Annotated in this window: 22 protein-coding genes; 14 read left to right on the forward strand and 8 right to left on the reverse strand. The window is 65.7% G+C overall.

Features of this window, described 5'->3' with window-relative positions:
• Positions 1-39: 39 nt before the first annotated feature.
• Genes ARTSIC4J27_RS15720 through ARTSIC4J27_RS15735 form a run of 4 tightly spaced genes read left to right on the forward strand, consistent with a single transcriptional unit; the run spans position 40 to position 3783 of the window.
• On the forward strand, positions 40-1479 hold the full coding sequence (locus ARTSIC4J27_RS15720; RefSeq protein WP_050056137.1) for an NAD-dependent succinate-semialdehyde dehydrogenase: 1440 nt from the start codon (positions 40-42) through the stop codon (positions 1477-1479).
• Positions 1480-2223: a sulfite exporter TauE/SafE family protein gene (locus ARTSIC4J27_RS15725; protein WP_050056138.1), complete on the forward strand. Its 744-nt coding sequence runs from the start codon at positions 1480-1482 to the stop codon at positions 2221-2223. It abuts the gene before it with no gap.
• 59 nt (positions 2224-2282) lie between these two features.
• On the forward strand, positions 2283-3542 hold the full coding sequence (locus tag ARTSIC4J27_RS15730; protein WP_050056139.1) for an AGE family epimerase/isomerase: 1260 nt from the start codon (positions 2283-2285) through the stop codon (positions 3540-3542).
• Between the two features lie 49 nt (positions 3543-3591).
• Positions 3592-3783, forward strand: a complete 192-nt coding sequence (locus ARTSIC4J27_RS15735) for a hypothetical protein (protein WP_050056140.1) — start codon at positions 3592-3594, stop codon at positions 3781-3783.
• A gap of 27 nt (positions 3784-3810) precedes the next feature.
• Here ARTSIC4J27_RS15735 and ARTSIC4J27_RS15740 read toward each other — a convergent pair whose 3' ends face one another.
• On the reverse strand, positions 3811-4818 hold the full coding sequence (locus tag ARTSIC4J27_RS15740; protein ID WP_050056141.1) for a phosphotransferase: 1008 nt from the start codon (positions 4816-4818) through the stop codon (positions 3811-3813).
• A 94-nt stretch (positions 4819-4912) separates the two neighbouring features.
• Here ARTSIC4J27_RS15740 and ARTSIC4J27_RS15745 point away from each other — a divergent pair, with 94 nt between their 5' ends.
• The 6 genes from ARTSIC4J27_RS15745 (at position 4913) to ARTSIC4J27_RS15770 (ending at position 11866) form a co-directional block, all read left to right on the forward strand.
• Positions 4913-5665, forward strand: coding sequence for an ArsR/SmtB family transcription factor (locus ARTSIC4J27_RS15745; RefSeq protein ID WP_050056142.1), 753 nt, complete (start codon positions 4913-4915; stop codon positions 5663-5665).
• Between the two features lie 190 nt (positions 5666-5855).
• Positions 5856-6854, forward strand: a complete 999-nt coding sequence (locus ARTSIC4J27_RS15750) for a LacI family DNA-binding transcriptional regulator (RefSeq protein WP_050056143.1) — start codon at positions 5856-5858, stop codon at positions 6852-6854.
• Positions 6855-6970: 116 nt separating this feature from the next.
• On the forward strand, positions 6971-8287 hold the full coding sequence (locus ARTSIC4J27_RS15755) for an ABC transporter substrate-binding protein (RefSeq protein WP_050056144.1): 1317 nt from the start codon (positions 6971-6973) through the stop codon (positions 8285-8287).
• On the forward strand, positions 8284-9315 hold the full coding sequence (locus ARTSIC4J27_RS15760) for a carbohydrate ABC transporter permease (protein ID WP_235436719.1): 1032 nt from the start codon (positions 8284-8286) through the stop codon (positions 9313-9315). The genes ARTSIC4J27_RS15755 and ARTSIC4J27_RS15760 overlap by 4 nt, the downstream gene beginning before the upstream one ends.
• Complete coding sequence (locus ARTSIC4J27_RS15765; RefSeq protein WP_235436720.1) at positions 9312-10223, forward strand: carbohydrate ABC transporter permease; 912 nt, start codon at positions 9312-9314, stop codon at positions 10221-10223. The genes ARTSIC4J27_RS15760 and ARTSIC4J27_RS15765 overlap by 4 nt, the downstream gene beginning before the upstream one ends.
• Positions 10220-11866, forward strand: coding sequence for an alpha-amylase family glycosyl hydrolase (locus tag ARTSIC4J27_RS15770; protein WP_050056145.1), 1647 nt, complete (start codon positions 10220-10222; stop codon positions 11864-11866). The genes ARTSIC4J27_RS15765 and ARTSIC4J27_RS15770 overlap by 4 nt, the downstream gene beginning before the upstream one ends.
• Positions 11867-11904: 38 nt before the next feature.
• Here ARTSIC4J27_RS15770 and ARTSIC4J27_RS15775 read toward each other — a convergent pair whose 3' ends face one another.
• The 4 genes from ARTSIC4J27_RS15775 to ARTSIC4J27_RS15790 form a co-directional block, all read right to left on the reverse strand.
• The gene (locus ARTSIC4J27_RS15775; protein WP_050056146.1) at positions 11905-12111 is read right to left on the reverse strand and encodes a hypothetical protein; all 207 of its coding nucleotides are present in this window, start codon (positions 12109-12111) and stop codon (positions 11905-11907) included.
• Between the two features lie 34 nt (positions 12112-12145).
• Positions 12146-13507: an MFS transporter gene (locus tag ARTSIC4J27_RS15780; protein ID WP_050056147.1), complete on the reverse strand. Its 1362-nt coding sequence runs from the start codon at positions 13505-13507 to the stop codon at positions 12146-12148.
• Positions 13508-13555: 48 nt separating this feature from the next.
• On the reverse strand, positions 13556-14470 hold the full coding sequence (locus ARTSIC4J27_RS15785; protein ID WP_050056148.1) for a serine hydrolase: 915 nt from the start codon (positions 14468-14470) through the stop codon (positions 13556-13558).
• A gap of 99 nt (positions 14471-14569) precedes the next feature.
• Positions 14570-14920 carry a GNAT family N-acetyltransferase gene (locus ARTSIC4J27_RS15790; protein WP_050056149.1) on the reverse strand — a complete coding sequence of 117 codons (351 nt, stop codon included), beginning with the start codon at positions 14918-14920 and terminating at the stop codon, positions 14570-14572.
• Between the two features lie 164 nt (positions 14921-15084).
• On the opposite strand from ARTSIC4J27_RS15790, the gene ARTSIC4J27_RS15795 reads away from it, so the two are divergent.
• Positions 15085-15414 carry a DUF6457 domain-containing protein gene (locus ARTSIC4J27_RS15795; protein ID WP_050056150.1) on the forward strand — a complete coding sequence of 110 codons (330 nt, stop codon included), beginning with the start codon at positions 15085-15087 and terminating at the stop codon, positions 15412-15414.
• Positions 15415-15510: 96 nt separating this feature from the next.
• Here the strand turns inward: ARTSIC4J27_RS15795 and ARTSIC4J27_RS15800 are convergent, their stop codons facing one another.
• Positions 15511-17838 carry an FdhF/YdeP family oxidoreductase gene (locus ARTSIC4J27_RS15800; protein ID WP_050056151.1) on the reverse strand — a complete coding sequence of 776 codons (2328 nt, stop codon included), beginning with the start codon at positions 17836-17838 and terminating at the stop codon, positions 15511-15513.
• Positions 17839-18078: 240 nt separating this feature from the next.
• Here ARTSIC4J27_RS15800 and ARTSIC4J27_RS15805 point away from each other — a divergent pair, with 240 nt between their 5' ends.
• From ARTSIC4J27_RS15805 to ARTSIC4J27_RS15815, 3 genes are all read left to right on the forward strand, one after another.
• A complete protein-coding gene (locus tag ARTSIC4J27_RS15805) occupies positions 18079-19812 on the forward strand; it encodes a RecQ family ATP-dependent DNA helicase (protein WP_050056152.1) in 1734 nt (577 codons plus the stop codon).
• A gap of 53 nt (positions 19813-19865) precedes the next feature.
• The gene (locus tag ARTSIC4J27_RS15810; protein ID WP_050056153.1) at positions 19866-21065 is read left to right on the forward strand and encodes a TerC family protein; all 1200 of its coding nucleotides are present in this window, start codon (positions 19866-19868) and stop codon (positions 21063-21065) included.
• 98 nt (positions 21066-21163) lie between these two features.
• Positions 21164-24805, forward strand: coding sequence for a TM0106 family RecB-like putative nuclease (locus tag ARTSIC4J27_RS15815; RefSeq protein WP_050056154.1), 3642 nt, complete (start codon positions 21164-21166; stop codon positions 24803-24805).
• Positions 24806-24841: 36 nt separating this feature from the next.
• Here ARTSIC4J27_RS15815 and ARTSIC4J27_RS15820 read toward each other — a convergent pair whose 3' ends face one another.
• Together ARTSIC4J27_RS15820 and ARTSIC4J27_RS15825 are read right to left on the reverse strand one after the other, a co-directional pair.
• Complete coding sequence (locus tag ARTSIC4J27_RS15820; protein WP_083435503.1) at positions 24842-25171, reverse strand: acylphosphatase; 330 nt, start codon at positions 25169-25171, stop codon at positions 24842-24844.
• 148 nt (positions 25172-25319) lie between these two features.
• The gene (locus tag ARTSIC4J27_RS15825; RefSeq protein WP_050056155.1) at positions 25320-26237 is read right to left on the reverse strand and encodes a pullulanase X25 domain-containing protein; all 918 of its coding nucleotides are present in this window, start codon (positions 26235-26237) and stop codon (positions 25320-25322) included.
• Between the last annotated feature and the right edge of the window lie 246 nt (positions 26238-26483).

Raw genomic sequence — 26483 nt, forward strand, 5'->3', positions numbered from 1 at the left:
GTTGACCGGACCCCGCCTGGCCCAACGAAAGGCACATCAGTGAACCTCAAATCAGCCCGTCACCTGGTGAACGGCACCTGGCATACGGCCGGAACGTCGAAGGACGTCACGGATCCCGGAAACGGCAGCACCGTGGGTGAGGTCGCCTGGGGCACAGCCCAGGACGCCACCCTGGCTGCCGATGCGGCCGCCGAGGCCTTCGCCTCCTGGTCCCGCACCACGGTCCGCAACCGTGCGGACCTGCTCCGCAACGCCGCCGACCTCCTGGCCGAACGCCGGGACGAACTGGCCCACACCCTGGCGCTGGAAGCCGGCAAACGGCTCCCGGAGGCGCAGGGCGAAGTGGACTTCTCCGTGGAATACTTCCGCTGGTTCGCCGAGCAGGTCCGCCGCTCCACCGGCACTGTCAGCCCGCCTGAGCTGCACGGCCGCCGCCACCTCAGCCTCCGCAAGCCGATCGGCGTCGCCCTCAGCCTCACGCCCTGGAACTTTCCCGTGTCCATCCAGGCCCGGAAACTGGCAGCCATGCTCGCCGCCGGCTGCACGGTGGTAGGCCGGGTTTCGGAGAAAGCACCGCTCGCGGCCACCGGGTTGTTCGAGGTACTGCACGACGCCGGCTTCCCCGCAGGGGTGGTCAACCTGGTCCACGGCCCGTCCAGGGACGTTACCGCCGCGCTGCTCCAGCACCGGGCCGTGCGGGCCGTCAGCTTCACGGGCTCCACCGGCGTGGGCCGCCAGATCATGGCCTCAGCGTCCGAGCGGGTGGTCCGGCCGCTGCTGGAACTCGGCGGCAACGCGCCCTTCATTGTGTTCGAGGATGCGGACCTGGACGCCGCCGTCGAGGGTGCTGTGCTGGGCCGGCTCCGCAACACCGGCCAGTCCTGCGTGGCGGCCAACCGCTTCCTGGTACAGGACAGCATCGCCGAAGAGTTCGCCCGGAAGCTGGGCGCCCGCTTCGATGCAATGAGCATCGGGCACGGCGTTCCCGACGGCGGAACACCCGTCCCGGACCTTGGCCCGATGATCGACGCCGACCGGGTCTCGGCCGTCCAGGCCCTCGTTGACGATGCCTTGGAGCGTGGCGCCCGCCGCCTCACGCAACGGACATCGGTCCCTGGGCAAGGCGCGTTTATGGCGCCCACTCTGTTGATGGACGTCCCCGGGGACGCACCCCTGGTGGGTGAAGAAGTCTTCGGCCCGGCGGCCGGCGTCGTCACCTTCTCCTCGGAGGAGGACGCGATCCGCAAGGCAAACGCCACCGAAATGGGACTCGCCGCCTACGTGTGGAGCGGTAATGCCAGGCGCGCCTGGGATGTTCCGGAGCGGCTGGAAGCGGGCATTGTGGGGGTCAACGATCCCCTGCCGTCCGTGGCGTTTGCCCCGATGGGCGGCGTCAAACAGTCCGGCCTGGGCCGCGAAGGATCGGACCTCGGCCTGGAAGAGTTCGAGGAGGTCCAGTACGTGGCCTGGCGGCCGTAAGTGCTGACCACAGGACTGGTGCTGGCCGCCGTTGTGATGGGCGCGGGGATGCAGCGCATCACGGGGATGGGCTTCGCGCTGGTCGCGGCTCCCTTCCTGGTCCTGCTGCTGGGACCGGTGGAGGGAGTGGTCCTGGTCAACCTCTGCGGAGCCGTAACGGCGGGAGCCATCATCTTCCGGGTGGTGCGGGACATCGACTGGAAGCGGTACGCGGCGCTGGCGGCGTCGGCACTGCTGGGGATTGTCCCCGCCGCTTTCCTGATCCGGCTGATCCCGGCGGCGGTCCTGGAAATCTCCATCGGCGTGATCCTGGCCGTGGGGCTGACGGTGCTGCTGGTCCTGAAATCCGCGGTGCTGCCGCCCCGCCGGCGCTACCTGTTGACCGCCGGTGGGCTGAGCGGTTTTATGAACACGGCGGCAGGGGTAGGCGGGCCGGCGGTCAGCATGTACTCCATCGCAACCCGCTGGCAGCACAAGTCCTTCGCCGCCACCATGCAGCCCTACTTCTTCACCATCGGCACCTTCTCCCTGGTGTCCAAAGCCCTGACGGCACCTGCCTCGTTTCCGGCCCTCCCGTTTGCCATGTGGGCAGCTGTTGCTGCGGCCTGCCTCGCCGGCCTGGTACTGGGAGATGTCGCCTCGAAGTTCGTTCCCGCCCGCGCCGCTCAGCTCCTGCTGATCGTTCTGGCCTACCTGGGAGCGGCCGCCACCATCATCCGGGGCGTACTGGACGCCGCCGGCTGACCTGATTTTCACTTGCACCAGCAACTTTGCACCAGCACCAGCACCAGAGAGGAAATAACATGACGTGGCTGAACAGTGCCGCTCACGCACGATGGCTCGAGGCAGAAACCGATCGGCTGATCAATTTCGCCGCGGCTTCAAAGGTCCCCACGGGATTTGGCTGGCTCGACAACAACGGCGTGGTATTTCCAGACAAGCCCACCCATCTCTGGATCACCGCCCGGATGGTACACAGTTTCGCTGTCGCCGCTTTGATGGGACGGCCGGGTGCCGCGAAATTCGTCGACCACGGCATTGCCGCCCTCAACGGAGCCCTCCACGATGACGAGTTCGGCGGTTGGTATGCCGAGGTGGACCAAAACGGTCCTGTGAACGACACCAAGTCCGGCTACCAGCACTCTTTTGTGCTCCTCGCCGCTGCCAGCGCCGTTGCGGCGGGACGCCCGGGAGCCCGGGAACTGCTCGACGAGGCGCTGCGGATAGCCGACAAAAAGTTCTGGGACCATGAGGCCAACATGTGCTTCGACTCGTGGAACCGGGACTTCACCGAAACCGAGGCATATCGTGGCGGGAACGCGAGCATGCACTCAGTCGAGGCCTACCTGATCGTCGCTGATGTGACCGGGGAAGACCGGTGGCTGGAACGGGCCCTCCACATCGCCGAGGTGCTCATCCACAAATTCGCGCGCAACAACAACTACCGGGTCTTTGAGCACTTCGACCCGGAGTGGAACCCCATGCCGGAATACAACACCGATGACAGGGCCAGCCAGTTCCGAGCGTACGGTGGAACCCCCGGCCACTGGGTTGAGTGGGCGCGCCTGCTCCTCCACCTGCGCGCCGGGCTTGAAGCCCGCAGCCTGGAGGTCCCCGCCTGGCTCTTGGAAGACGCGCGGGGCCTGTTCGACGCCGCCATCCGCGACGCCTGGGAGCCGGACGGCAATCCGGGATTCGTTTACACCGTCGACTGGGAGGGCAAGCCGGTTGTCACCACCCGGATTCGCTGGGTTCCGGCGGAGGCCATCGGCGGTGCTGCTGCCCTCTACATCGCCACCGGCGAGAAGGAGTACGCGGACTGGTACGAGCGTATCTGGGACCACGCCCGCGACTGGTTCATCGACTACGAGCACGGCTCCTGGAAGCAGGAACTCGACGAGAACGGCAACGTCACCTCAACCGTGTGGTCCGGCAAGGCGGACATCTACCACCTCTGGCACTGCCTCGTGGTCCCGCGCCTTCCGCTGGCGCCCGGACTTGCTCCGGCTGTCGCGGCAGGCCTGCTGGACGCACGGCTTGGCGCACCAGGGCAAGGCCAGTAAGCAGTTTCAACCAGGCATCAATCGTAAATCCCCTTATGAAAGGACAGCCATGTCTGCCACTTCCTCCGAAGAAACCGTGGTCCGCGTCTCCACCGTCAACCACGAGCCCATCAATCTGAGCCTTGAAGCCGGGCGGCCGGTGATGGTGCGGATTGAAGTCGAAAGCAATTGCAGCTGCCACAGCGGATACCGCAGCCGGCCCGGCTCCTACACTGACATCGATTTGGGCACCGGCAGATAGCGGGCCGCAAGCCCGAGGCACAGGCTGTCACGGGTTCCGGGTGAGTACTTGCGCCGTTGCCAGGATGATGTTGCGTTCCTCGGCGTAGTGGCCGGCCAAGGAGCTGTTCAGCTCCGTGAGCCAGCCACCCTCGGATTCGGGGACAGTAGCGTCCAGATCCAGGACTGCGGAGGCCTCGAGGATTTGCCGTGCTGCGAGCGCCGCCCGGCGAAGGTGCAGGTCCTCAAGGCTCACGGCCAGCCCGGCCCTCCGCTCGTAGCCCGACAGGAACGCTTCCAGGAGTTCAGGGTGTTCCGGCGCGCCGGGACTTTTGCCGAGGAGGTCCCGGACCGCCGACGCCACATCGGCGGCGGCGGGCATCACGCCGCTTTCGTCGAGGTCGAAGCAGGTTGCATGTCCTTGTGACCACCGGAGGTTGTCGAGCTCAAAGTCACCGTGCCCGATCAGGCGCGGCCCCGGTTCCCGGCTTTCGAGCAGCACGCTCAGGGCGTGGGCAGCGTGCGCAAGGTCCTGGTCTGGATGTGAAACCAGGCCGGCAAACACATCCGCCGGCTCGTTACCATCTGCGGATTCCACCCGCCCGGCGGCGAGATGGAAGCGCGCCAAGGCTGTTCCCCAGGCGGCGGCAGCATCGGCGTCCAGCTCTTCCACGTCCAGCTCGTCGCCGTCGACCCTTCGCACTACGCACGCGGCCATCTCCCCGAGCAACGTCGGAATCAGTTCCACCGCCCGGCCCGCGCTGGACCGCACGAGTTCCGCCACCGGCGCTCCCGAGTCGCTGAGCCGCGCATGCAAGCGGGCTCCTCGATGAAGGCGGGCTCCCGCCGTCGAACTGGCCGGGGCGAAGCGCGCGTACAGAACCCCGCGCCCGTCACCACCCGGCGGGATGACGAAGACATGCGCCGCCGAGGATCGCCAGTAGCGGAGGACTCCGGCCGGGATATCCCAGTGCCGGCCAACAGCGTCTGCCACCGGAGAGCGCCAGTCGCCGTCGACGGTGGAACGCATTTCTGCGATCTGGCTCAAAGGCAGCATAAGGACCATCCTGACATGCAGGTATCCCCACTCGCACATGGCGGGGAGCCCCAACCCTTGATATGTGACCAATTAGTCACCTATCATGATTCCTATGGATGCCGTATTCAAGGCACTTGCAGACGCCACCCGCAGGGACCTCCTAGACGAGCTCTTCCGCGAGGACGGCCAGACCCTTGGCGCCCTCGAAGGCCGGTTCGACATGACCCGTTTCGGGATCGCCAAGCACCTCAGGATCCTGGAAGAAGCAGGGCTGGTGGTGACCCGCCGTCGGGGGCGTGAAAAGCTGCATTTCCTGAACCCGGTGCCCATCCGGCTCGTCCACGACCGCTGGGTGAGCAAGTACGCCGAACCATGGGCCGCTGGCCTCAGCGACCTCAAATCAAGATTGGAAAGTCCCATGGAAAAAATCTTCGAGATCTACATCAAGACCACGCCCGAGCGGCTCTGGGAAGCCATCACGGACAGCGGCATCCGCAGCAAGTACCAGTTCGGGAACACCATCGAAACGGACTGGACCCCGGGCAGCAGCTTCACCATGAACAACGTCAAAGCCGGCGCACCCCTGGGCGAAGGCGAGAACCTGGAGGTGGACCCGCCGCGCCGGCTCGTCCAGACGATGCGCGCGCTCTGGGGCGAGGACGTCAAGGCCGAGGGAACCTCGAAGGTCATCTGGGACATCGAGCCCGTGGGTGATTCCTGCCGCCTCACCGTCACCCACAACAACCTCCGCGAAGGCGCCAACGAACAGCTCTACGGCGGCTGGCCCATGATCCTCTCCGGTCTGAAGACCTGGCTGGAAACCGGCGAGAAGCTCACCACGCCGGGTTCGCTGATGTACACCTGAGTCCTGTTGAACAGCTAAGGAACGGACGACGGCGGGAGGCGGGCTGGGTGCCGCCTCCCGCCGCTGTTTCCGAAACAGGCACGCCTCCGGTGTCTCCCCCCTTAGTGTTGTTGAGGCACATCACGTAACCGTTTACGTAAACCGTTTGCGTACTGCCGGCCCAGCAGCAGTAAAGCCCCAAGGAGAACCAGTGGTCACCATCAGGGACGTCGCCATGCACGCCGGCGTATCTCCCGCCACCGTCTCCCGGGTGGTGAACGGGCTGGTGGGCTACTCGGAAGAGACCCGCGAGCGTGTGGAAGAAGCTGTCCGAAAGCTCAGCTATGAAACCGACTCGCTGGCCCGCGGCCTGAAAACCCGGCAGACCTCGGTGATCGGCCTGCTGGCGCCAATGGTGTCCGATGCCCTCGCCTCGCAGGTGATGCAGGGTGTAGAGGAGGAGGCGCAGGAACGCGGCTACGCCGTGATGCTGGGCCGCACCGGTGCGAAATCCGCCTACATCGCCAGCTACCTGCGGACCCTTCGCACGTACCGGGCGGCCGGCGTCATCCTGGTGTCCGCGGTGATCAAGCCCGAGATCCGCCAACTGCTGGGACCCACCATCCCGGTGATCTCGGTTGCCATCAGCGACAAGTCCGGCTCACCCAGCGTGGCCATCGACGACGAAAAAGCAGCCTACGACGCAACCCGCCACCTGCTGAAGCTGGGCCACCGACGCATCGGACTGCTCGCGGGCAACCCGGAGTCCGTTTTTGTGGCGCAACCCCGGCAGCGCGGCTACCTCCGCGCGATGGCCGAGGCCAAGTGTGAGCCGGTCACTGCTTCCGGAACGTTCTTTTATGAAAGCGGCGCCCCCGGCCTGGACCTCCTGCTTCAGCAGGACCCCGGACTCACCGCCATCTTTGCCGTCAGCGATGAGATGGCGGCCGCCGTGGTGAACGAACTGCAGAAGCGCGGCCGCCGCGTCCCCGAGGACGTGTCCGTCCTGGGCTTCGACAACACTTCCACGGCCCTCCATGTCCACCCGCCGCTGAGCACCATGGCCCAGCCGCTTGAGGAAATGGGCCGGATGGCCGTCAAGAAACTCCTCCGCTCCCGCGACCTCGGGCCGCGGATCATGCCGCACAAACTCATCGAGCGGGGCTCCACTGCTCCGCCCGGAGCACAGCCGCCTTACCCGCACACCTAACCCTCTCAACCCCGCCAAAGGCGACAGCCGGCACCTCCGCGTGCGGCCGTCGTCGTGATCCCCTGCGCCCCAAAACACCCCAAAACAGGCAAGAACCCCCACTGAAGGAGCAACACATGAGGCAGCGTCGCCACACCTGGCAGACACTCATCACCACCACCGCGCTGATAACGGCCGCAGCCGTCGGCCTGACAGCATGCGGAGGGTCCTCCGCGGAGCCGAAGGCCGCCCAGAGCGCACCCGCCTTCGAAGGCAAAGGCCCCATCAACTACGTGTCCTCCCGCGATGCCTCCGGCGCCGCCAACAAGAGCATCGAGGAGTGGAACGCCTCGCACCCGGACGAGAAGGTCACCTTCATCGAACTGCCGGATTCCGCCGACCAGCAGCGCCAGCAGCTCATCCAGAACGCACAGATCAAGTCGGACACGTTCAGCGTGCTGAACCTGGACGTGGTGTGGAACTCCGAGTTCGCCGCAAACAAGTGGATCCTGCCGCTGCCCGAGGACGCCGTCCCTACGGACAAGATGATCCCGGCAACCGTCAACGCCGCCACGTACCGCGACACACTCTTCGCGGCCCCGTACTACACCGACGGCGCACTCTTCTACTTCCGCCAGGACCTGCTGGCAGCGGCCGGGATCGCCGCCCCGCCCAAGACCTGGGACGAGATGAAGTCCGCCTGCGAAAAGATCCTGGCCCTTCCGGAAGCGGCCGGCATGTCCTGCTACACCGGCCAGTTCGACAAAAACGAAGCCCTCACCGTGAACTTCTCCGAGGCCGTGGCTTCCGCGGGCGGCTCGGTGGTGGACGCCGAAGGAAAGCCCACCGTTGACAGCCCCGAAGCCAAAGAAGGCTTGAACCTGCTGGTGGACGGCTTCAAGGAAGGGCTCTTCCCCTCGGACGCCATCACCTACCTCGAGGAGCAGGGCCGGCGCGCCTTCCAGGACGGCAAAGTGGTGTTCCTGCGCAACTGGCCGTTCCTCTACTCCTCGCTGAGCGCCACGGACGGCTCCAGCAAGGTGGCCGGCAAGTTCGGCATCACCTCCATCCCGGGAACCGACGGCACCGGCGTCTCCACCTTGGGCGGCCGCAACCTCGCCGTTTCGCCGTTCACGCCCAACAAGGCCACTGCCCTGGAATTCATCAAGTTCTTCACCGGCGAGGAGCAGTCCCGCAAGCGCCTGGAACTCAGCTCCCGCGCCCCGGCCTACGCCGGCCTCTACGAGGACCCGGCCGTGGTGGCCAAGCGCCCCTTCTTCCCCACCCTGCTTGAGTCCCTCGAAAACGCCCAGCCCCGCCCCAAGGTGGTCCAGTACGGCGCCACCACCAAGGCCATCCAGGAGGAGGCTTATGCCGCGCTGACCGGTGAAAAGGACACGGACATGGCATTGAAGGACATGCAGGCCAAGCTCGAGGAGCTCTCCGCCAAATGACCACTGCTTCCATCGACCGCCGGCGCTCCGGCCCACCCCGCACCCCGGATCCGGGACTGAATGCCGGCCGGACCACCGGACGCGCACCCGGCGAAGGCAGGATGGCAGCCCTGCTGCTCTCCCCCACCCTGCTGGTCCTGGCCCTGGTGATCGCCTACCCGCTCATCTCCGCCATCCACCAGTCCCTGTACCGGGCAGAATCGGGCCTGGACGCGGACGGCTTCGTGACGGAGGGCGAGGCGTTTGTGGGCCTGGCCAACTACCTGGACCTGTTCGCCGGTGAATCCGGACAGCGGTTCCTGAACGCGTTCGGCAACACCACGTTCTTCACTGTCACTACGGTGCTGCTGGAGACAGTGCTGGGCCTGGCCCTTGCGCTGGCCATGAACAGGGCGTTCAAGGGCCGGTCCTTCCTTCGCGCCAGCATCCTGGTCCCCTGGGCCGTCCCCACCGCGGTCTCCGGCCTGCTGTGGCGCTGGATCTTCCAGTCGGACGGCATTGCCAACACCCTGCTGGGCAGCGAAATCCTCTGGACTGCCGAAGGTACGGCATCCAAGCTGGCCGTCATTATTGCCGAGGTGTGGAAGACCGCTCCGTTCATTGGCCTGCTGGTCCTGGCCGGAATGCAGATCATCCCCGAGGAGGTCTACGAGGCAGCGAAAATCGACGGCGCGGGCTGGTGGCGGCAGCTCGGCTCCATCACCCTGCCGCTGGTGAAACCCACACTGCTGGTGGCCGTCCTGTTCCGCATGCTCGACGCCCTGCGGATGTTCGACCTCCCGTTCGTCCTCATCGGCCCGGGCAAGGAATCCGTGGAAACCCTGTCCATGCTCGCCTGGGACGAATCCAACCAGCTCCGGTACGGCTCGGCGTCGGCCTTTGCCGTGGTCCTGTTCCTCTACGTCGCCGCCGTCGCCATCGTGTTTGTGAAGGTGCTCGGCGCGGACGTGACCGGAGCCAGGCAGTTGGGCGCCAGACGCCGGGAACGCAAAGTACACCGCATCCAGAAGGCAGAGGCCACCCGATGACCATCTCCGACCTGCGCGGCCTCGCCGCCAACCCTGCCAGCGGCACCGGCAACCTGCCGTCGAACCCGCTGAATCCGAAGCAGAAGCGCACATGGCGCTCCTACTCCGTGTATGCGGGCCTGGCACTGATCTTCGTTTACTGCCTGGCGCCCTTCTACTGGATGATCGTCTCCAGCCTGCGCCGCACCGCCGACATTTTCGACAACACCCTGCTCCCGGCCCCGTTCTCCCTCGAGAACTACGCCAAGGTGTTCGACGGCTCCACCATGTTCGGCCAGGCACTGCTGAACAGCCTGATCGTGGCGGGCGTGACCACAGTGGCCGCCCTGGTCCTGGGCATCTTCGCTGCGTACGCCATCTCGCGGCTGAACTTCCGGTTCAAGTCCGTGATCCTCGGCGTTATTATTGCGACGTCGATGTTCCCGGGGATCTCCGTGGTGGTGCCCCTGCTGAGGTTCTTCACGGATCTTGGCTGGATCAACACCTATCAGGCCATGATCATCCCCAACCTGTCCTTCGCCATTCCGCTCGCCGTCTGGAACCTGACCACGTTTATGAAACAGCTGCCGTTCGACCTCGAAGAGGCCGCGATGATCGACGGCTGCACCAAGTGGCAGGCCTTCCGGAAAGTGCTGCTCCCGCTGGCGGCGCCGGGCGTGTTCACCACCGCGATCCTGACCTTCATCCACAGCTGGAATGAGTTCATCATCGCGCTGTCCATGATCAACGACCCCAAGATCCAGACCGCCACCGTGGCCATCTCCAAATTCACCGGCGCCACCGAGTTCCAGGCGCCGTTCGGTGAGCAGATGGCTGCCGGCGTGATCGTGACGGTCCCGCTGGTGATCATGGTGCTGGTCTTCCAGCGCCGGATCGTGGAAGGCCTCACCGCGGGGGCCGGCAAATGATGCACGACGGCGGCACCCGCCCGGCAGGTCCGGTCACCCATGCCTGGTGGGACTCCGCCGTGATTTACCAGGTATATCCCCGCTCCTTCGCGGACGGCGACGGGGACGGCGTGGGCGACCTCGCGGGGCTGACCGCCCGGCTGCCCTACATCGCATCACTGGGTGTGGACGGGATCTGGATGACCCCGTTCCAGCCCTCACCGCAGGTGGATCAGGGCTACGACGTCAGCGACTACTGCGGCGTTGACCCGTTGTTCGGCACCATGGCGGACTTCGACCAGTTCCTGGACCTGGCCCACTCGCTGGGGCTGCGCGTCCTGCTCGATGTGGTTCCCAACCACTGCTCGTCCGCGCACCCGCTGTTCCAGCAGGCCCTGGCCGCCGGGCCGGGCTCGAAGGAGCGGGAGCTGTTCCATTTCGTGGAGGGCCGCTCCTCGGCACCCGGACCGGACGGGACCGCCCTCAGTGACCTGCCGCCCAACAACTGGCAGAGCGTCTTCGGTGGCCGGGCCTGGTCCCGTGCCACCCCGGGTTCGGACACTGATACCGAGTGGTACCTGCACCTGTTTTCCGCCGGCCAGCCGGACTGGAACTGGCGGAACCCCGCGGTGGGCGGCTACTTCGAAAACGTCCTCCGCTTCTGGTTCGACAAGGGCGTGGACGGCCTCCGGATCGACGTCGCCCACGCGCTGTTCAAGGCTGACGGGCTGCCAGACGCCCCCTCCGCCAGCCCCGTCGTTGACGGCCTGCGCTCCAACCCGCTGGTCTCGGACCAGGAGGAAGTCCACGAGGTTTACCGCCGCTGGCGCCGGCTCGCAGAGAAGTACCAGCCGCACCGGCTGCTGGTGGGCGAGGTGAACCTGGAGCCCGCCCGCGCCGCGCGCTACACCCGCGGCGACGAGATGCACCAGGCCTTCGCGTTCGCCTTCGTCCGGCTGGGCTGGGACGCTGCTGCCTGGGCGGCCGTGGGATCGGAGTTGGAAACTGCCCGGAAACTGCACGGCGCGGCCCCCACCTGGGCGCTGGAGAACCACGACATTGTCCGCTCCACCACCCGCTTCGGCGGCGGTGAAACGGGCAGCCGGCGGGCCCGGGCGGCCCTGGTTGCACTCCTCGGCCTGCCCGGCTCCGCCTACATCTACCAGGGCCAGGAACTGGGGCTCCCCGAAGTTGACGTCCCCGTGGAGGCCCGCGTGGATCCCATGTGGGCTCGCGGCGGCGTCACCCGCGACGGTGCCCGGGTCCCCCTCCCCTGGACGGAGGACCCCGCACTGACTCACGGTTTTTCGCTGCAGGAGCCGTCCACCGGCCCGTGGCTGCCGGTGCCCGCGGGCTGGGGCAGCCACGCCATCGACCTGCAGCAGGCGGACCCGGACTCGGTGCTCCGGCTGGCAACCCAGGCGATCGGCCTGCGCCGCCGGCTGTGGGACGAGGGCGTGTTCACCGCGGACGACGGCGGCACCTGGCGTGTGGAGGAAGGGAACCTGCTGCTCTGCGAGCGCAGCGGCGGGTTCCTGGTGGCGGTCGCGATGGGGACCGAAGCGGTGAAGCTGCCCGCCGGCGTCGTACTTTTCAGCGCCTTCCCGCTGAAGGAGGACGGCTGGCTCCAGCCCGACAACGCGGTGTGGCTCCGCCGGGGCTGACCCCCACCAGGGACGGCACGTTGCTCAGTTGACGGGCATCATGTCCGGCTCGTGCCGTCCCACCTGCGCCTGCGGAGCTTACTCGTGGCCATCAGCGATCCGCCGATGAACAACACTCCGAGGACCACGGTGGCCACACCCACGTAGAACCATGCACCCCGGCCGAAGATCATCAACGCCGCGCCCAGGATGCAGAGGCCTTTTGCGGTGATATCGAGGTACAGCTGCGCCTTTGGAGAAGCCATACCTCCACGATAAACCCGGCTTCCAACAGGACGCTTAGTCCGTCCGCTGCCTCCACAGCAGGAACACACCGAACGTCACTACGCACAGGACCAGCATGGCCATGACCATCCGCGCCCAGTTTTCCTGGTGCACGCCATCCGCCGCGAACACACCGATCATCACCGTGGCGGTGATGGCGCCGACGTACCGGCAGGTCTGGTAAATGCCCGCCGCCACGCCACGCTCCTGCGGCCGGGTGGAAACGAACATGCCCTGGTTGGTGGCGATGCCCACCGTTCCGTACGGGACGCCCATCATTGCCGTCAGCACCACCACCAGCGGGATCACCAGGGTGCCGGTCAGCAGCCACATCAGCGCGGCCACCGCTGTCAGGAGGACGACGCCGGCAAGCAGCACGCGGCGCACGCCGAACCTTCCGATGGCCCTGACCGCCCACGGGGTTGCTACAACAGACATGGCAGCCAGCGGCAACATCAGCAGGCCGACGACGCCGGGATCGTAGCCGCCGGCCTCCTGCAGCAGCTGGGGCAGTCCGAAGAAAACGAAGTAGTACACGCTGCTGAACACCGCGAAGCCCAGATACACCAGCAGCAGCGGGCGGTTGCGGCCCAGCAGCCGAAGGTCCAGGAACGGCCTGTTGAAGCGCAGCTCGCGCCAGGCGAACAGCGCTGCGATCAGGGTGCCGGCCGCGAGCATCCACCAGCGGTATCCCGGCGCCACATTCAGCGCCGCCATCATCACCAGCAGCAGGGCGGAGACGAATGCCAGGATGCCCGGGATGTCCGAGTCCCTGACGAGCTCGGCCACGCTGCCGCGCTCCCGCGCTTCGTCCTTCGGGGCTGCCTGCCGCACCATCAGCAACGCGGCGAGCGCCAGCGGGACGTTGACCAGGAACAACGCTTCCCAGCCCACCAGGCTCACCAGCAGGCCGCCGACTACCGGGCCGACGGCCGCCGCGGAGGTGTTGGCCATCTGCAGCCGGCCCAGCGGCCGGGCGGAGTCGACATTGGCGCGGTGGGCTATCGCTCCCACCATCACCACCGCACTGGGATAGGCCGTTGCAGTGCCCAGCGCCATGACCGCCCGGGCCACGCAGAGGAGGGCGAAGTTCGGCGCGAGCGGTGCCAGCGCGCAGGTGACGGCGACCAATGCCATGCCCAGCATAAACATCCGCCGTGGCCCGAACCGGTCCGCCAGCCGGCCCATCACGGGTTGACCGGCGGCCGAGGCCAGGTAGAAGGAGGTGACCACCCACGTGACGGCCGCGACGTCCAGCCCGAAGTCGGCGCGAAGCACCACCAGGGCCACCGCGATCATCGACGAGTTGAGGGGGTTCAGTGCCGTGCCCAGGCTGAGGCCGGCCACGGCCAGGGCAGTCCGGCGATTGTTGCTCACGGAAACAGTCTTACCCACCCACCCGGACGTTAACGACTTTTGATGACCCTACGGTGCCTTGTTGCCCGCCTGGACCGGAGGAAAGAGCGTTTTTTCAACCACACCGGTGAGCTCCCTGATGACCTCCGCCTGCCCGGCGTCTTCGGTGCCATCCGCGTTCTCGGTGTAAATCACCAGCACAAAAGTGGAGCCGCGGTAGGCCAGCACGGCGGCGTCGTGGAGTTCGCCGCCGATTTCACCGAATTTGTGGAACACCTCCACTCCGTCCTGGGAGCCGGCGGGGATGAGTTCCTCGTTGTTGGTGTCCTGCATGTAGCCCAGCAGCTGCGCGGTGTTTTCCGGGTTCAGCAGGTCTCCGGCGTACAACTGCTTCAGGACCAGGGCCATCTCGGCCGGAGTCAGCAGGTTCTCCTCCGGGTCATAGGCGACGCCGATGGAGGCCGCGTATTCAGTCAGCTGCGGATAGCCCACGGCATCCATCAGCAGCAGCCAGGAATCGTTGTTGCTCTGGTTGACCATGGCTTCCAGCTGGAAGGCGGCGTCGTAGTCCCCCAGCGGGTCATCCAGGCTCGCCTCGCCGTTCTCCACGAGGTGGTAGAAGGCGGCGGCCGTGATGATCTTCGCGGTACTGGCGGCGGTGAAGGCCTCCTGGTCCCCGAAGGTGAGTGCGGCGTCGCCCGAAATGTCTGCCATGGCCAGCCCGATCCGGTAATCCGGATTTTTGTCCAGGACGGACTCGATGCTGTCTTGGAGGGAATCCGGGGCCACGGCCACAGGTGCCTCGGGAAGGGCTGCCGGAACGGAGTCCGTTGTGCCATTGAGCGGCCCCGACTTCATCACGGCGAACACAACAATGGCCACTATCACCAGCGCAACGGCGGTGAACAGCAGTGCCAGCCTCGTCCGGGCACGCCGGGTTTCCGGGACATTCCGCCCGGCCGCAGGCATCTCTTGGTCCGACATAGGGCTCCTGTTCCAACTCAACAATCTGATCCGCATCCAGCGGGCCCCAGCGCACGCGATGCGGTGTCGATTAGATCATCGAAGTTTGGGAACTGCCTGTTAGCGGGTGCGGGCAGCCAGTGCGGAGTCCAGGAACTCCAGGTGGGCCGGCGCTACGCGGACAGTGCTGCCTTCGTATTCGGGATGTTTGGTGAGGAACTTCTTGATGAACGGGCACACCGGAACGATGCCCGTCCCGGCGCTGACCGTCTCGTCCAGGGCCACCGTGGCGAGCTGGCCTGCCAGGCCCTGGCCGCCGTATTCCTCGTTGATCACCGTGTGGTAGAAAATCCGCTGCGGTGAGCCGCCGCCGTCGTACTCCTTGTACGCTGCCTTGCCGATCACGTTTCCTGCGTCCAGGATTTCGAAACGCTCGCGGCCGGCGTTGTGGCGGACGGTGATCTCACTCAAGGGGACTCCTTCGATGCGGTTGCGTTGCTGCCCTTGCCAAGCCTAACCCGGCGCGGGCCGCCCTTATTTCCGCTCCAGGGACCCGATGACTTCCATGCTGAAGCCTTGTAGTGTCAGCACCGGAAGCAGCCAGCCGCAGGGCAACGTTGATGAAGGAGCAGACCATGGCAGTCAGTGACGAGGAAGCACAGGTGCTGGAGCAGTGGAGCAACAGGCTTGCCCAGGCGCTCCAGATCCTCGACCTCAAAGTGGACAACGAACTGCTCCTTGATCTGGCCCGGCGGTCCGCCGATTCGATCATCCACCCCGCAGCGCCGGTCACCACGTTCCTGGTGGGCTACGCCGCGGGCCTGGAGGCCGGAACCGGCAGTGCAGGGTCCAGGGAAGCATCCAGCGCGGCGGTACAACGCGCGGCGAGCGTCGCATTCGGCCTGTGCGAGGACGGGCACGACGGCGGCCCCGCCAGCCAGGGCTGGGCGGACACGGCCCAGTAGGCCCCGGTGATTGAGCCCGTCGAAATCTGCAGGCCTGGTGATTGAGCCTGTCGAAATCTGGCTGATGACTGCAGCTTCGGCGAGCTCAACCGCCGGCTACCCCGCCGCCGTCGGCTCCTCTTCGAGGACCAGAACCGGCTCGAGCTTCACGATCACGGCCTTGGACACGGGCGTCTGGCTGCCCTCGGCCACGCTTTCCAGAGGCACCAGGACGTTGGCCTCCGGATAGTAGGCGGCGGCGCATCCCCGGGCCGTGGGGTAGGACACCACCCGGTAGTTCCGCAGGACCCGCTCGGCGTTGTCCGGGTAGACACCCCAGATGTCCACGTGCTGCCCGTCCTCGAACCCCAGTTCGGTGAGGTCTGCCGGGTTCACGAACACTACCTCGCGGCCCTTCTTGATGCCCCGGTACCGGTCGTTGTGGCCGTAGATGGTGGTGTTGAACTGGTCGTGCGAGCGCATGCTCTGCAGGATCAGGGTGCCCGGCGGGCGTTCCACGAGTTCGAGTTCGTTCACCGTGAGCACGGCCTTGCCCGTGGGGGTGTGGAAGGTGCGCGAGTCCCGGGGCCCGTTGGGCAGGATGAAGCCGCCCTCCTGCCGGATCTTCCGGTTGTAGTCCTCACAGCCCACCACCACGTGGGAAATGTGCTCCCGGATGAGGTCGTAGTTTTTTTCGAAGCCCGCCCAGTCCGCAGCGATCCGGTCCCCCAGCACACGCCGCGCCAACCGGCTGACGATCGCCACTTCAGAGAGCAGCCCCGGCGCCACCGGCTCAACCGTTCCGTGGGAGGCGTGGACAGCGCAGACGGTGTCCTCCACCGAAACGAACTGCGGCCCGGATTCCTGCCGGTCAATCTCGGTGCGCCCCAGCGTGGGCAGGATCAACGCCTCGGCGCCGGTCACGGCGTGGGAGTGGTTGAGCTTGGTGGAGATCTGGACCGACAGCTCGGTGCGCTCCATCGCGGCCTCGGCCGCGTGGGTGTCCGACATGGCGCCCACGAAATTTCCGCCCAGGCCCACAAAGACCTTGATGCCGCCGTCGCGCATCTGCCGGATGGTTTCCACCGCGTCCGCGCCGTGCTCCCGCGGCGGATCGAAGCTGAATTCCTTGCCCAGGGCGTCAAGGAAGGCCGGCGGCATCTGCTCCCAGATACCCATGGTGCGGTCGCCCTGGACATTGCTGTGTCCGCGGATAGGTGAGGCGCCGGCGCCGGGTTTGCCGATGTTGCCGCGCAGCAGCAACAGATTGATGATCTCCTTGATGGTGGCCACGGCCTTTTTGTGCTGGGTGATGCCCATGGCCCAGGTGATGATCACCTTGTCCGCCCGCAAGTACCGGTCCGCGAGTTCGTCGATCTCCTCGGAGCGCAGGCCCGTCGCCTCAAGGACACTGGCTTCGTCCAGGGTGGCAAGGTGTGCCTTCAGTTCCTCAAGGCCCTGGCAATGTTCCTCAAGGAATTGATGGTCAAGCACCGTCCCCGGCGCTGCGGCCTCGGCCTCCAGGACGCGCTTGGAAACTGCCTGCAGCAACGCCATGTCACCGCCGAGCCGGATCTGCAGGAACTGGTCGGCCAGCTCGGTGCCGTGCCCAACGATGCCTTTCACCCGCTGCGGATTCTTGTAGCGCATCAGGCCCGCCTCCGGCAGCGGGTTGACTGCAACGATCTGCGCGCCGGCGTCCTTGGCTTCCTCCAGCGCGGTGAGCATCCGCGGGTGGTTGGTGCCGGGGTTCTGGCCCAGGATGATGATCAGGTCCGCTTTTTCGAAGTCGTTGTAGGAGACCGTGGCCTTGCCCACGCCGATGGTCTGGCCCATCGCCCAGCCGGAGGACTCGTGGCACATGTTGGAGCAGTCCGGCAGGTTGTTGGTGCCGTATGCGCGGATGAACAGCTGGTACAGGAACGCTGCTTCGTTGGAGGTGCGGCCGCTGGTGTAGAAGGCTGCCTGGTCAGGGCTCGGCAACGAGTTGAGCTTGTCCGCGATGATCCCGAACGCCTCGTCCCAACCCACGGGCCGGTAATGGTCCGCACCGGCCCGCTTGTAGACCGGCTGTGTGAGGCGTCCCTGCATCCCCAGCCAGTATTCTGATCTCTCCCGGAGCCCGCTGACCGGATGCTCAGCCCAGAACTCCGGGCCAATCACCACCGGCGCGGCCTCCCAGGTGACTGCCTTGGCACCGTTCTCGCAGAATTCGAACGTCTTGCGGTGGCCCGGGTCCGGCCAGGCGCAACTCATGCAGTCGAACCCGTCCTTCTGGTTCAGCGCCAGCAGGGTTTTCCGCGACCGCTCCAGGCCCATGTGCTCCAGCGCGGGCTTCATGGAGTGGTAGACCCCGGGGACGCCGGCGGCCCAGGTTTTGGGGTGTCCGCTCACCTCAAGCTCGGATTCGTCCGCCTCTTCGACCTTCGGATTTTTGCGCACCACGCTGCATCCTCCTCGCTTTGCCGGCCCCGAAAATACAGTGCAAGTGCTCTGGGTCCAGTTGCTTCCACAGTTGTTCACAGATGGCCGGGAAGTCAAGGACAGCGGCGGGGTGTGCATAAGAAGACCGCCGGTTTGTCCACATAGCCCCGGACACCGACGACGGCGTGTCCCGGCCGCGCTAGGCTGTTTACCTCGGCTGAAGCAACCGGCCGCAGGATCCACTGTGCGGAGCCGCTGTTTATGTCCGACGATCATGCCCTCGCCGCCCTGGCGGCGTCTTCTTTCTCCCTTCCCCACCTCCGTGACGGCCAACTGGCTGGCATGGCTGCCCTTGCCGGCGGCCGCGACGTCCTGGCGGTGATGCCCACCGGCTATGGGAAATCCGCTATCTATCAGGTCGCTGCCCTGCACCTGAAGAACACCACGGGACGGCCCGCCGTCGTGGTTTCACCGCTGATTGCCCTGCAGGAGGACCAACTGGACGGGCTGTCCGCCGAACTGGGTGACGGGGCCGCCGTCGCCATCAACTCCTCCCACAGCGATTCGGAGCTGGAGGCCGCGTGGCATGCCGCGGAGACCGGCAAGGCGGCCTTCCTGTTCCTCGCCCCCGAACAGCTCGCCAAGCAGGAAACCGTGGACCGGATCGGCAAGCTGGACATGGCCGTTTTCGTGGTGGACGAGGCCCACTGCGTTTCCTCATGGGGCCACGATTTCCGCCCCGATTACCTCAACCTGGGCAACGTCCGCGAACACCTGGGCAATCCGCCGGTGGCGGCACTGACTGCCACCGCGTCGCCTCCCGTGCGCGATGAGATCGTGGAGCGGCTGGGCATGAGGGACCCGCTGGTCCTGGTCCGCGGCTTCGACCGGCCCAACATCACCCTCGATGTGGTCCGGCACCAGGAGGACAAAGGCAAACGCAAGGCCGTGCTGGAACAGGTCACGGCGCTGGCCCGTGAACAGGGGCAGGGCCTGCTCTACGCCGCTACCCGCAAGGACACCGAGAAGTACGCAGCCAAGCTGGCCAAGGAAGGACTCCGGACCGAGGCGTACCACGCCGGCCGGTCCGCCGCCGACCGGGAGCGCATCCACGAACTGTTCCTCGACGACCAGCTGGACGTGGTGGCCGCCACCACCGCTTTTGGAATGGGCATCGACAAACCGAATGTGCGTTTTGTGGTGCACGCGGACATTCCCGAGTCGTTGGACGCGTACTACCAGGAGATCGGCCGGGCGGGCCGCGACGGGGACCCCGCCTCCGCCGTGCTGCACTACCGCGCTGAGGACCTTGGCCTGCGGAAGTTCTTCGGTACCCACTCCCCCGATCCGGACCGGCTGCTGGCCGTCTTGAAGGTCCTCAAAGCCGCTGGTGCACCGGCTCCCAAAACGTCCCTTGCTGAATTGACGGGGTTCCCCGCGCGCCGGGTCACCGGAATTGTGAACCAGCTGGAGGAGGCGGGCGCGGTCACAACCGGCAAGCGCGGCATCCGGCTGGCCTCCAAAGCCAAACTGCCCGCACTGGTGCAGCGCGCCGTCGAGCTGGCCGAGGCCCGGCAGCGAGTGGACCAGTCCAGGCTCACCATGATGCGTGCCTACGCCGAGACTGACGGCTGCCGGCGGCAGTTCCTGCTGGGGTACTTCGGCGAGGAACTGCCGGAGCCGTGCGGCAACTGCGACGCCTGCGCCGAGGCCGCGAACCAAACAGCTGGGCTGCCTGCGGCAAAGGAAACGTCCGACGCCGGCGGGCCGGGATCGGTAGGGAAGGTTCCGGCCGGGAAGGTTGCCGCTGGGCAGTCCGCCTCCAGTGGCGGCGAACCATTCCCGCTGCAGTCCGCCGTGATCCACAAGGAGTGGGGTCCGGGGCTGGTGATGCGGCACGAGGACGACGTCATTACCGTCCTGTTTGAACAGGAAGGGTACAAGACGCTGTCCCGTACCGCCGTCGTCGAGCATGAACTCCTGCGGCCTGCTTAGGTAAGCATGCTTTCGGTAGGCTGGGAAGACATTGACGACGAAAGGCCCGGCGCGTGGAAGTACCTTCTTATGTCTGGACGTTGACCATTGCAGGGATTGTTGGCCTGCTGGCTTTCGATTTCTTTTTCCATGTGCGGAAGGCACACACGCCGTCACTGAAGGAATCCGCCACCTGGTCCGCCATCTACGTGGGCATCGCGTTGCTCTTCGGGCTGGGTGTGCTGGTGTTCGGCGGGCCGACGATGGGCACAGAATACTTCGCCGGCTACGTCACGGAGAAGGCGCTCTCCGTGGACAACCTCTTTGTGTTCCTCATCATCATGGCGAGTTTCCGCGTCCCCCGGGCGGACCAGCAGAAGGTGCTGCTGTTCGGGATCGTTTTCTCGCTCATCGCCCGCACGGCATTTATCTTCCTGGGCGCCGCGCTGATCAACAGCTTTGCCTGGGTGTTCTACATCTTCGGGCTGATCCTGCTTATCACCGCCGGCAACCTGCTGCGCCCCAACAGCCACGACGACGACTCCGAAGGATTGGTGGTCCGGCTCGCCAAAAAGTTCCTGCCGGCGTCGGAACACTACGACGGCGACAAGCTCTTCACCATGGAGAACGGCAAGCGCGTCCTCACTCCGATGCTGCTGGTGATGGTAGCCATCGGCGGTACGGACATCCTCTTTGCGCTGGATTCCATTCCGGCCATCTTCGGCCTGACGCAGAACGTCTTTATCGTCTTTACCGCCACCGCGTTCTCCCTGATGGGCCTGCGGCAGCTGTTCTTCCTGATCGACGGACTCCTGGACCGGCTCATCTTCCTTTCGTACGGCCTGGCCGTCATCCTGGGTTTCATCGGCGTGAAGCTCATCCTGCACGCACTGCACGAAAACACGCTGCCGTTCATCAACGACGGCGAACACGTGAACGTGGTGGAAGTCAGCACCGGGGTGTCCCTGAGCGTGATCCTCGGCGTCCTGGTGGTCACGGTGCTGGCATCTATTTTCAGCCCCAAGGGCAAGGCCAAGAACGCTGTCTCCGGTGCCAAGCGGCACGCCACCGAGTACCTGGACCTCAACTACGAGACGGACATGGTGGAGCGGGACAAGCTCTTCGCGAAGATGTGCCGCGAAGAGGACCAGATCCGCAAGCTGCCGGAGAAGTACAAGCGGCTCATCCGCAACGAGACCGAGTTCCTGGACCTGCTGCGGAAGGCTCACATCGAGCATGACAAAGCCCAAGTGCGCGCGGACGCGAAGGGCTGACCGGCCGATTGTCGGTGCCCCTTGCTAGGTTGGTTCTAAGGCCAAAGGAAGCGTCCTTTGGCTAAGGATCACAGCCCGGCTGTCGATGGGGAGGCCCTGTGTTTTTGCTCGAAGCTGCAGCTGCCGGCGCGCCGCCGGAGCTGGTGTTTTCTGCCAGCGATCTGGTGGCGGCCAGCGAGTGTGAATACCGCACGCTCCGGGTCCTGGACGAAAAACTGGGCCGGTCCCCCAAAGCCGACTTCGCAGCGGACGAGATGCAGGTCCGCGCCGGCGAACTGGGCGACAAGCACGAACAGACCGTCCTTGCCAGCCTGATCGCCAAGTACGGCGAGTGGGATGCCAGCCGCGGTGCGGGTGTGTACTCGCTTGAACGCGGGCAGAACCTGCGCGGGGAGCTCCAGGCCAAGCACGCGGAAACTGAGCTCGCGCTGCGCTCCGGTGCCGACGTCGTTTTCCAGGCCACCTTCTTCGACGGCGAATTCCTGGGTTACGCAGACTTCCTCGTCAATGAGGCCGCCGGTACCGGCAGCCCCGGGCGTTACGAAGTCTGGGATACGAAGCTGGCCAGGCATGCCAAAGTAGGTGCCCTGCTGCAACTCGCGGCATACGGGGACCAGCTCCTCGGGATGGGCCTGGAGCCCTCCCCCACCGTGACCCTCGTGCTGGGAACCCGGGTGGGTGATGACTGGTTGCGCAGCAGCCACTCCCTTCCGGACCTGTTGCCTGTTTTCCGCGAACGACGCCGGCGCTTCCGCCAGCTCACAGCGGAGCACCGCGCCGCTGATGCCACCGTGCAATGGCAGCAGGCCGGAATCGTCCACTGCGGCCGCTGCGACTATTGCGCCGAACAGGTACAGGAGCATCGGGACCTGCTGATGGTGGCCGGGATGTCGGTGGTGCAGCGCCGGAAGCTGCATGCCGCCGGAATCACCACCATCGACCAGCTCGCAGCCATGCCTGCTGAGGAGGCGCGGAACTCCATGGTCCGGCTCAGGGCGCAGGCGCGGATGCAGCTGGGCCTGGATGCACCCGCCGGATCCAGGACATTCACCAAAGACGGCCAGCCCCACACCGTTTCCTTCACGGTCCTGCCGGAGAACAGCATTGGGGCGCTCCCGGCGCCGAGCCCGGGCGACATCTTCTTCGACTTCGAAGGCGATCCGCTCTGGCAGGACCCGGCCACTGGCGTATGGGGTATCGAGTACCTCTTCGGGGTGATCGAAGCACCGGTTGCCGGGCATTCCGGTGATCCTGTTTTCCGTCCGTTCTGGGCGCACTCCCGGTCAGAAGAGCGCCGGGCCTTCCTCGACTTCCTGGGCTACGTGGAGAAGCGCCGGGCCCGCTATCCGGACATGCATGTGTACCACTATGCCGCCTACGAAAAGACTGCCCTGCGGAACCTTTCCCTGGCGCACCAGGCCGGTGAGGACACCGTGGACACCTGGCTTCGGGAAGGCCTTCTCGTGAACCTCTACGCCACTGTGCGGCAATCCCTGCGCATTTCCGAAGCATCGTACTCCATCAAGAAGCTCGAACCGCTGTACATGGGAGACAACCTCCGCTCCGGGGACGTCAAGGACGCCGGTGCCTCCGTGGTCGCCTACGCCGCATACTGCGCGGCCCGTGATGCGGGTAACGAGGCGGAAGCGGCGGCAATCCTGGCGTCCATCTCCGACTACAACCGGTACGACTGCCTGTCCACGCTTCGTTTGCGCGACTGGCTGCTGGAGATCGCCGGGCCAGCCGGGACGTCGCCCGCCGAAGCGGTTGTTCCGGGAGCACGGGCCGGTTCATCAGTGGCTGAACCGGGTGAACGCCCGGCAGCACCGGACCAGATTGCCGGGGCTGCTGAAACTCCCGAAGAGCGCCGGCTGCGCGAATACTTGGCCGGGCTGCCGGACACCCGCCCCTGGACCGATGATGAACGCGCCATCGCCATGGTTGCCGCGGCTACCGGCTACCACCGCCGCGAACGCAAGCAGTTCTGGTGGCAGCACTTCGACCGGGTGGAAGCACCTATCGAGAACTGGTCTGACCAGCGGAACGTTTTTGTGGTGTCTTCGGCGGAAGTTACCTCGGAATGGGCGGTGGCCAAGCCGCGGGAACGCATGCGGACAAGGGTCCTTCGGCTGCGCGGCACCATGACGGAGGGCTCGGACTTCAAAGCTGGCTCGAAGTGGTGCCGGCTCTACGATTCCCCTCCCCCTGAGGGGATGGCCGCTCCTGACGCCGCTCCCGGTTCGCGGGCGTATACCTTCGCGACCAAGATCAGTGAGGTCGCGCCTGCTCCGGACAATCCGGAGCACACTTTCATCACCATCACCGAGCGGGAGACCGGCAAGGTTGCCGCCTACCCGCATCTGCCGGTGGCGCTCACAGAAGACAAGCCGATCCCTACGGACAGCATCGAAGCTGCCATCGCCGAAATTGCCGCCAGCGTCGGAGCGTCAGTGCCTTCGCTGCCGGCCCATCCGGGACTCGACATCCTGCGCAAGCGATCCCCGCGCTTCCGGACACTGCAGCAACCCGTGGACGTCCCGCACGCCCCTGACGGTTCTGCCGATTACGCCGCGGCGATCACCGAATCCGTCCGCGACCTCGACCGCTCCTACCTCGCCGTCCAGGGCCCTCCGGGGACGGGAAAGACCTATGTCGGTGCCCACGTCATCGGCAGGCTGGTAAGTGAAGGCTGGAAAATCGGCGTTGTGGGCCAGTCGCACAATGTGATCGAAAACCTGCTCTGCTGTGCCATCGCCCAGGGCGGGGTGGATCCGTCCAATGTGGCCAAGAAGCTGATGTCCCCGCACGATGTTCCGTGGCAGGCCACCGCCGAAGGCGATGTTGCACGGCTCCTGTCCTCCCCCGGCGGCTGCCTGGTGGGCGGTACCAGCTGGATCATGACAGGCAAGGAGGTGCCGGCCGGCTCACTGGACCTGCTGGTTATCGACGAGGCCGGGCAGTTCTCACTGGCCAACACCCTGGCTGTTTCCCGCGCGGCGAAGCGGCTCCTGCTGCTGGGTGATCCCCAGCAGCTGCCGCAGGTCACGCAGGGGGCACACCCGGAACCCGTGGACGAATCGGCGCTGGGGTGGCTGGCTGCGGGGCACGCCACGCTGCCGGCCAGCCTTGGCTACTTCCTGGCGGACAGTTGGCGGATGCATCCTGAGCTGTGCCGCGCCGTCTCGCAGCTGAGCTATGAGGGAAAGCTCCAGGCTGCACCGGCGGCCTCGCTGCGCCAGCTCGAACAGCTGCCGCCCGGGGTGGAAACGGTCTTCGTCAACCACAGCGGCAACGCCACCGCGTCCAAGGAGGAAGCGGCTGAAGTGGTCCGCCAGGCGCGCCGGCACCTGGGGCTGAAGTGGACGCCCGGCCAGGACAGTGAGTCCCGTCCGCTAGGCCAGGAAGACCTGCTGGTAGTTGCCGCCTACAACGCCCAGGTCCACCTCATCCGGAAGGCCCTTGAGGAGGACGGCCTGGCGGACGTCCGGGTAGGGACCGTGGACAAGTTCCAGGGCCAGGAGGCGCCGGTAGTGCTTGTCTCGATGGCCTGCTCTGCCGTCAGCGAGGCACCCCGCGGCGCCGAGTTCCTGCTGAACAGGAACCGCATCAACGTGGCGGTCTCCCGTGGCCAGTGGCGGGCCGTGATCATCCGCTCCCCCGAGCTCACCAGCTACATGCCGCACCGGCCCGCAGCCCTGGAGGAGCTGGGCGCGTTCATCGGGCTGAGCCCAAGGGAATGAGGCCCGCCGGGACGAAGCTCATCCTGTGTGGCGGTGTCAGCGGGCATTAAAGCCGCGAAAAGTTCCCTCAGCTTCGGAGATGGAGTCCTCCACCCGTTCCACCCGCCCGGGGGTCCGGTTCGAGTTCAACCATTCCCGGAGTTCATGGACTTTCCACTGCGGCCCCTCAGCAACTACGGCGACCGAACCGTCGTCGAGGTTCTTCACCTCGCCGCTGAGGCCGAGCTCTTCTGCCTTGCCCATGGTCCAGTAGCGGAACCCGACACCCTGCACCACGCCAAAAACGCGGGCGGTCAGCCGCACAGCCCCGGCATCCGCGTCTGACGGATCAGGCTCTTCGGACGGTGAACCTGCGTGCCTCGCCATAGTGCCTGCCCCTCTTTCGCCCGCTTACTGCCCAGGAATTCTCGAGGGCACTGTCCAACAACCAAGCCTCCCAACTGAGCCGCAGTTAACGCTTCGAAAAACGGGTTTTCGCGACGTTAACTGTCAGCCAGTTGGGAGGGCGGAACGGTTAGTTGATGGTGATGTCGCGGGTGCTGTGGTTGTAGCGGATGGTGACCGTGCCGCCGTCGTGGTACAGCTCGTGGTTCGGGCCATCGAAGGTGCCGAAGGCGCCGTAGTTTTCGCTCCAGGACCGGTTCAGGGCGATCTTGAAGGTGTAGTGGCCGGCCGGCAGTTCAGCGGTCTTCTTCCAGAGCTGATCCAGGAAGTCGAACTCCATCTGCGCTTCGTCGTACTGCGGAGCCCAGTTTTCGGGCGCACCAAGGATGGTGTTGAAGTCGCCTGCAACAGCCACTGCCTCAGGCTGCGGAAGCGTCTCAACATCCGGGCCCTCAAACGGTTCGGCTGCAGCGGCAGCCTCATCAGCCTTGGCCGGAGCCTTGCCCTTACGAACTGCCTTCACCACGGGCTCAACGGCGTCTTCGATGACCTTGGCAGCCTTGCCCACAGCCGCGGCGGCCTTCTTGGCAGGAGTCTTCCGGGCGGTCTTCTTGGTTTCCGTCTTGGCGGCCGGCGCCGGAACTTCAGCAACAGCGGTGGTCTTACGGACGAACCCTGCGGGAGCCGCAGGAACCGGAATGTCGGCAGGAACAGGAGTGCCGGCGTCGAGCGCGGTAGCGAAGGACACAGCGTCCGGGTAGGCCACCGTGGCACGCATGCCGTCCTCGGTGATTGTCCAGCCGGAGCGGCCCTTGACCAGCCAGCCCGCCTTGACGAGCTTGGCGGTGGCGGAAGTCAGCGTCTTGTGCCCGCGGGGAATCCCGCCGCTGAGCAGTTCGGCTTCGTGCTCGTTGAACGGCACGCGTGCCGTAGCCTCCGCGAGGACCTGCCCCGCGTTCAGTGCATCACCGGACCACACACCTTCGGTCAGGACATCCAAAACGGTCTTGAGTCGAAGGAAGGTGTTTTCTGCGGTGGACTTGGCCATGATTCCCCTTTTATAAAAGCGATCGGTCTTAGGCATCTTGCCAACTGCCCGTTACATCGCGCGACTTGAATTGGTTAACTCTGCGTGTCGTGACCGACTATGAAGCGGAAATTCCGACAAGTGAGCCTGGAGTATCGGGTGTAGGGCTGGCTGCACAACCCCGGAGTGATTCCACAGGTTCCGCCCTGCACCCCTCCGGACACGCCTGCGGCACCAAGTTTAGCGGCAAGTCGGCGCGGTTGTTGT

It is taken from the genome of Pseudarthrobacter siccitolerans (genome assembly GCF_001046895.1).
GTDB lineage: Bacteria > Actinomycetota > Actinomycetes > Actinomycetales > Micrococcaceae > Arthrobacter > Arthrobacter siccitolerans.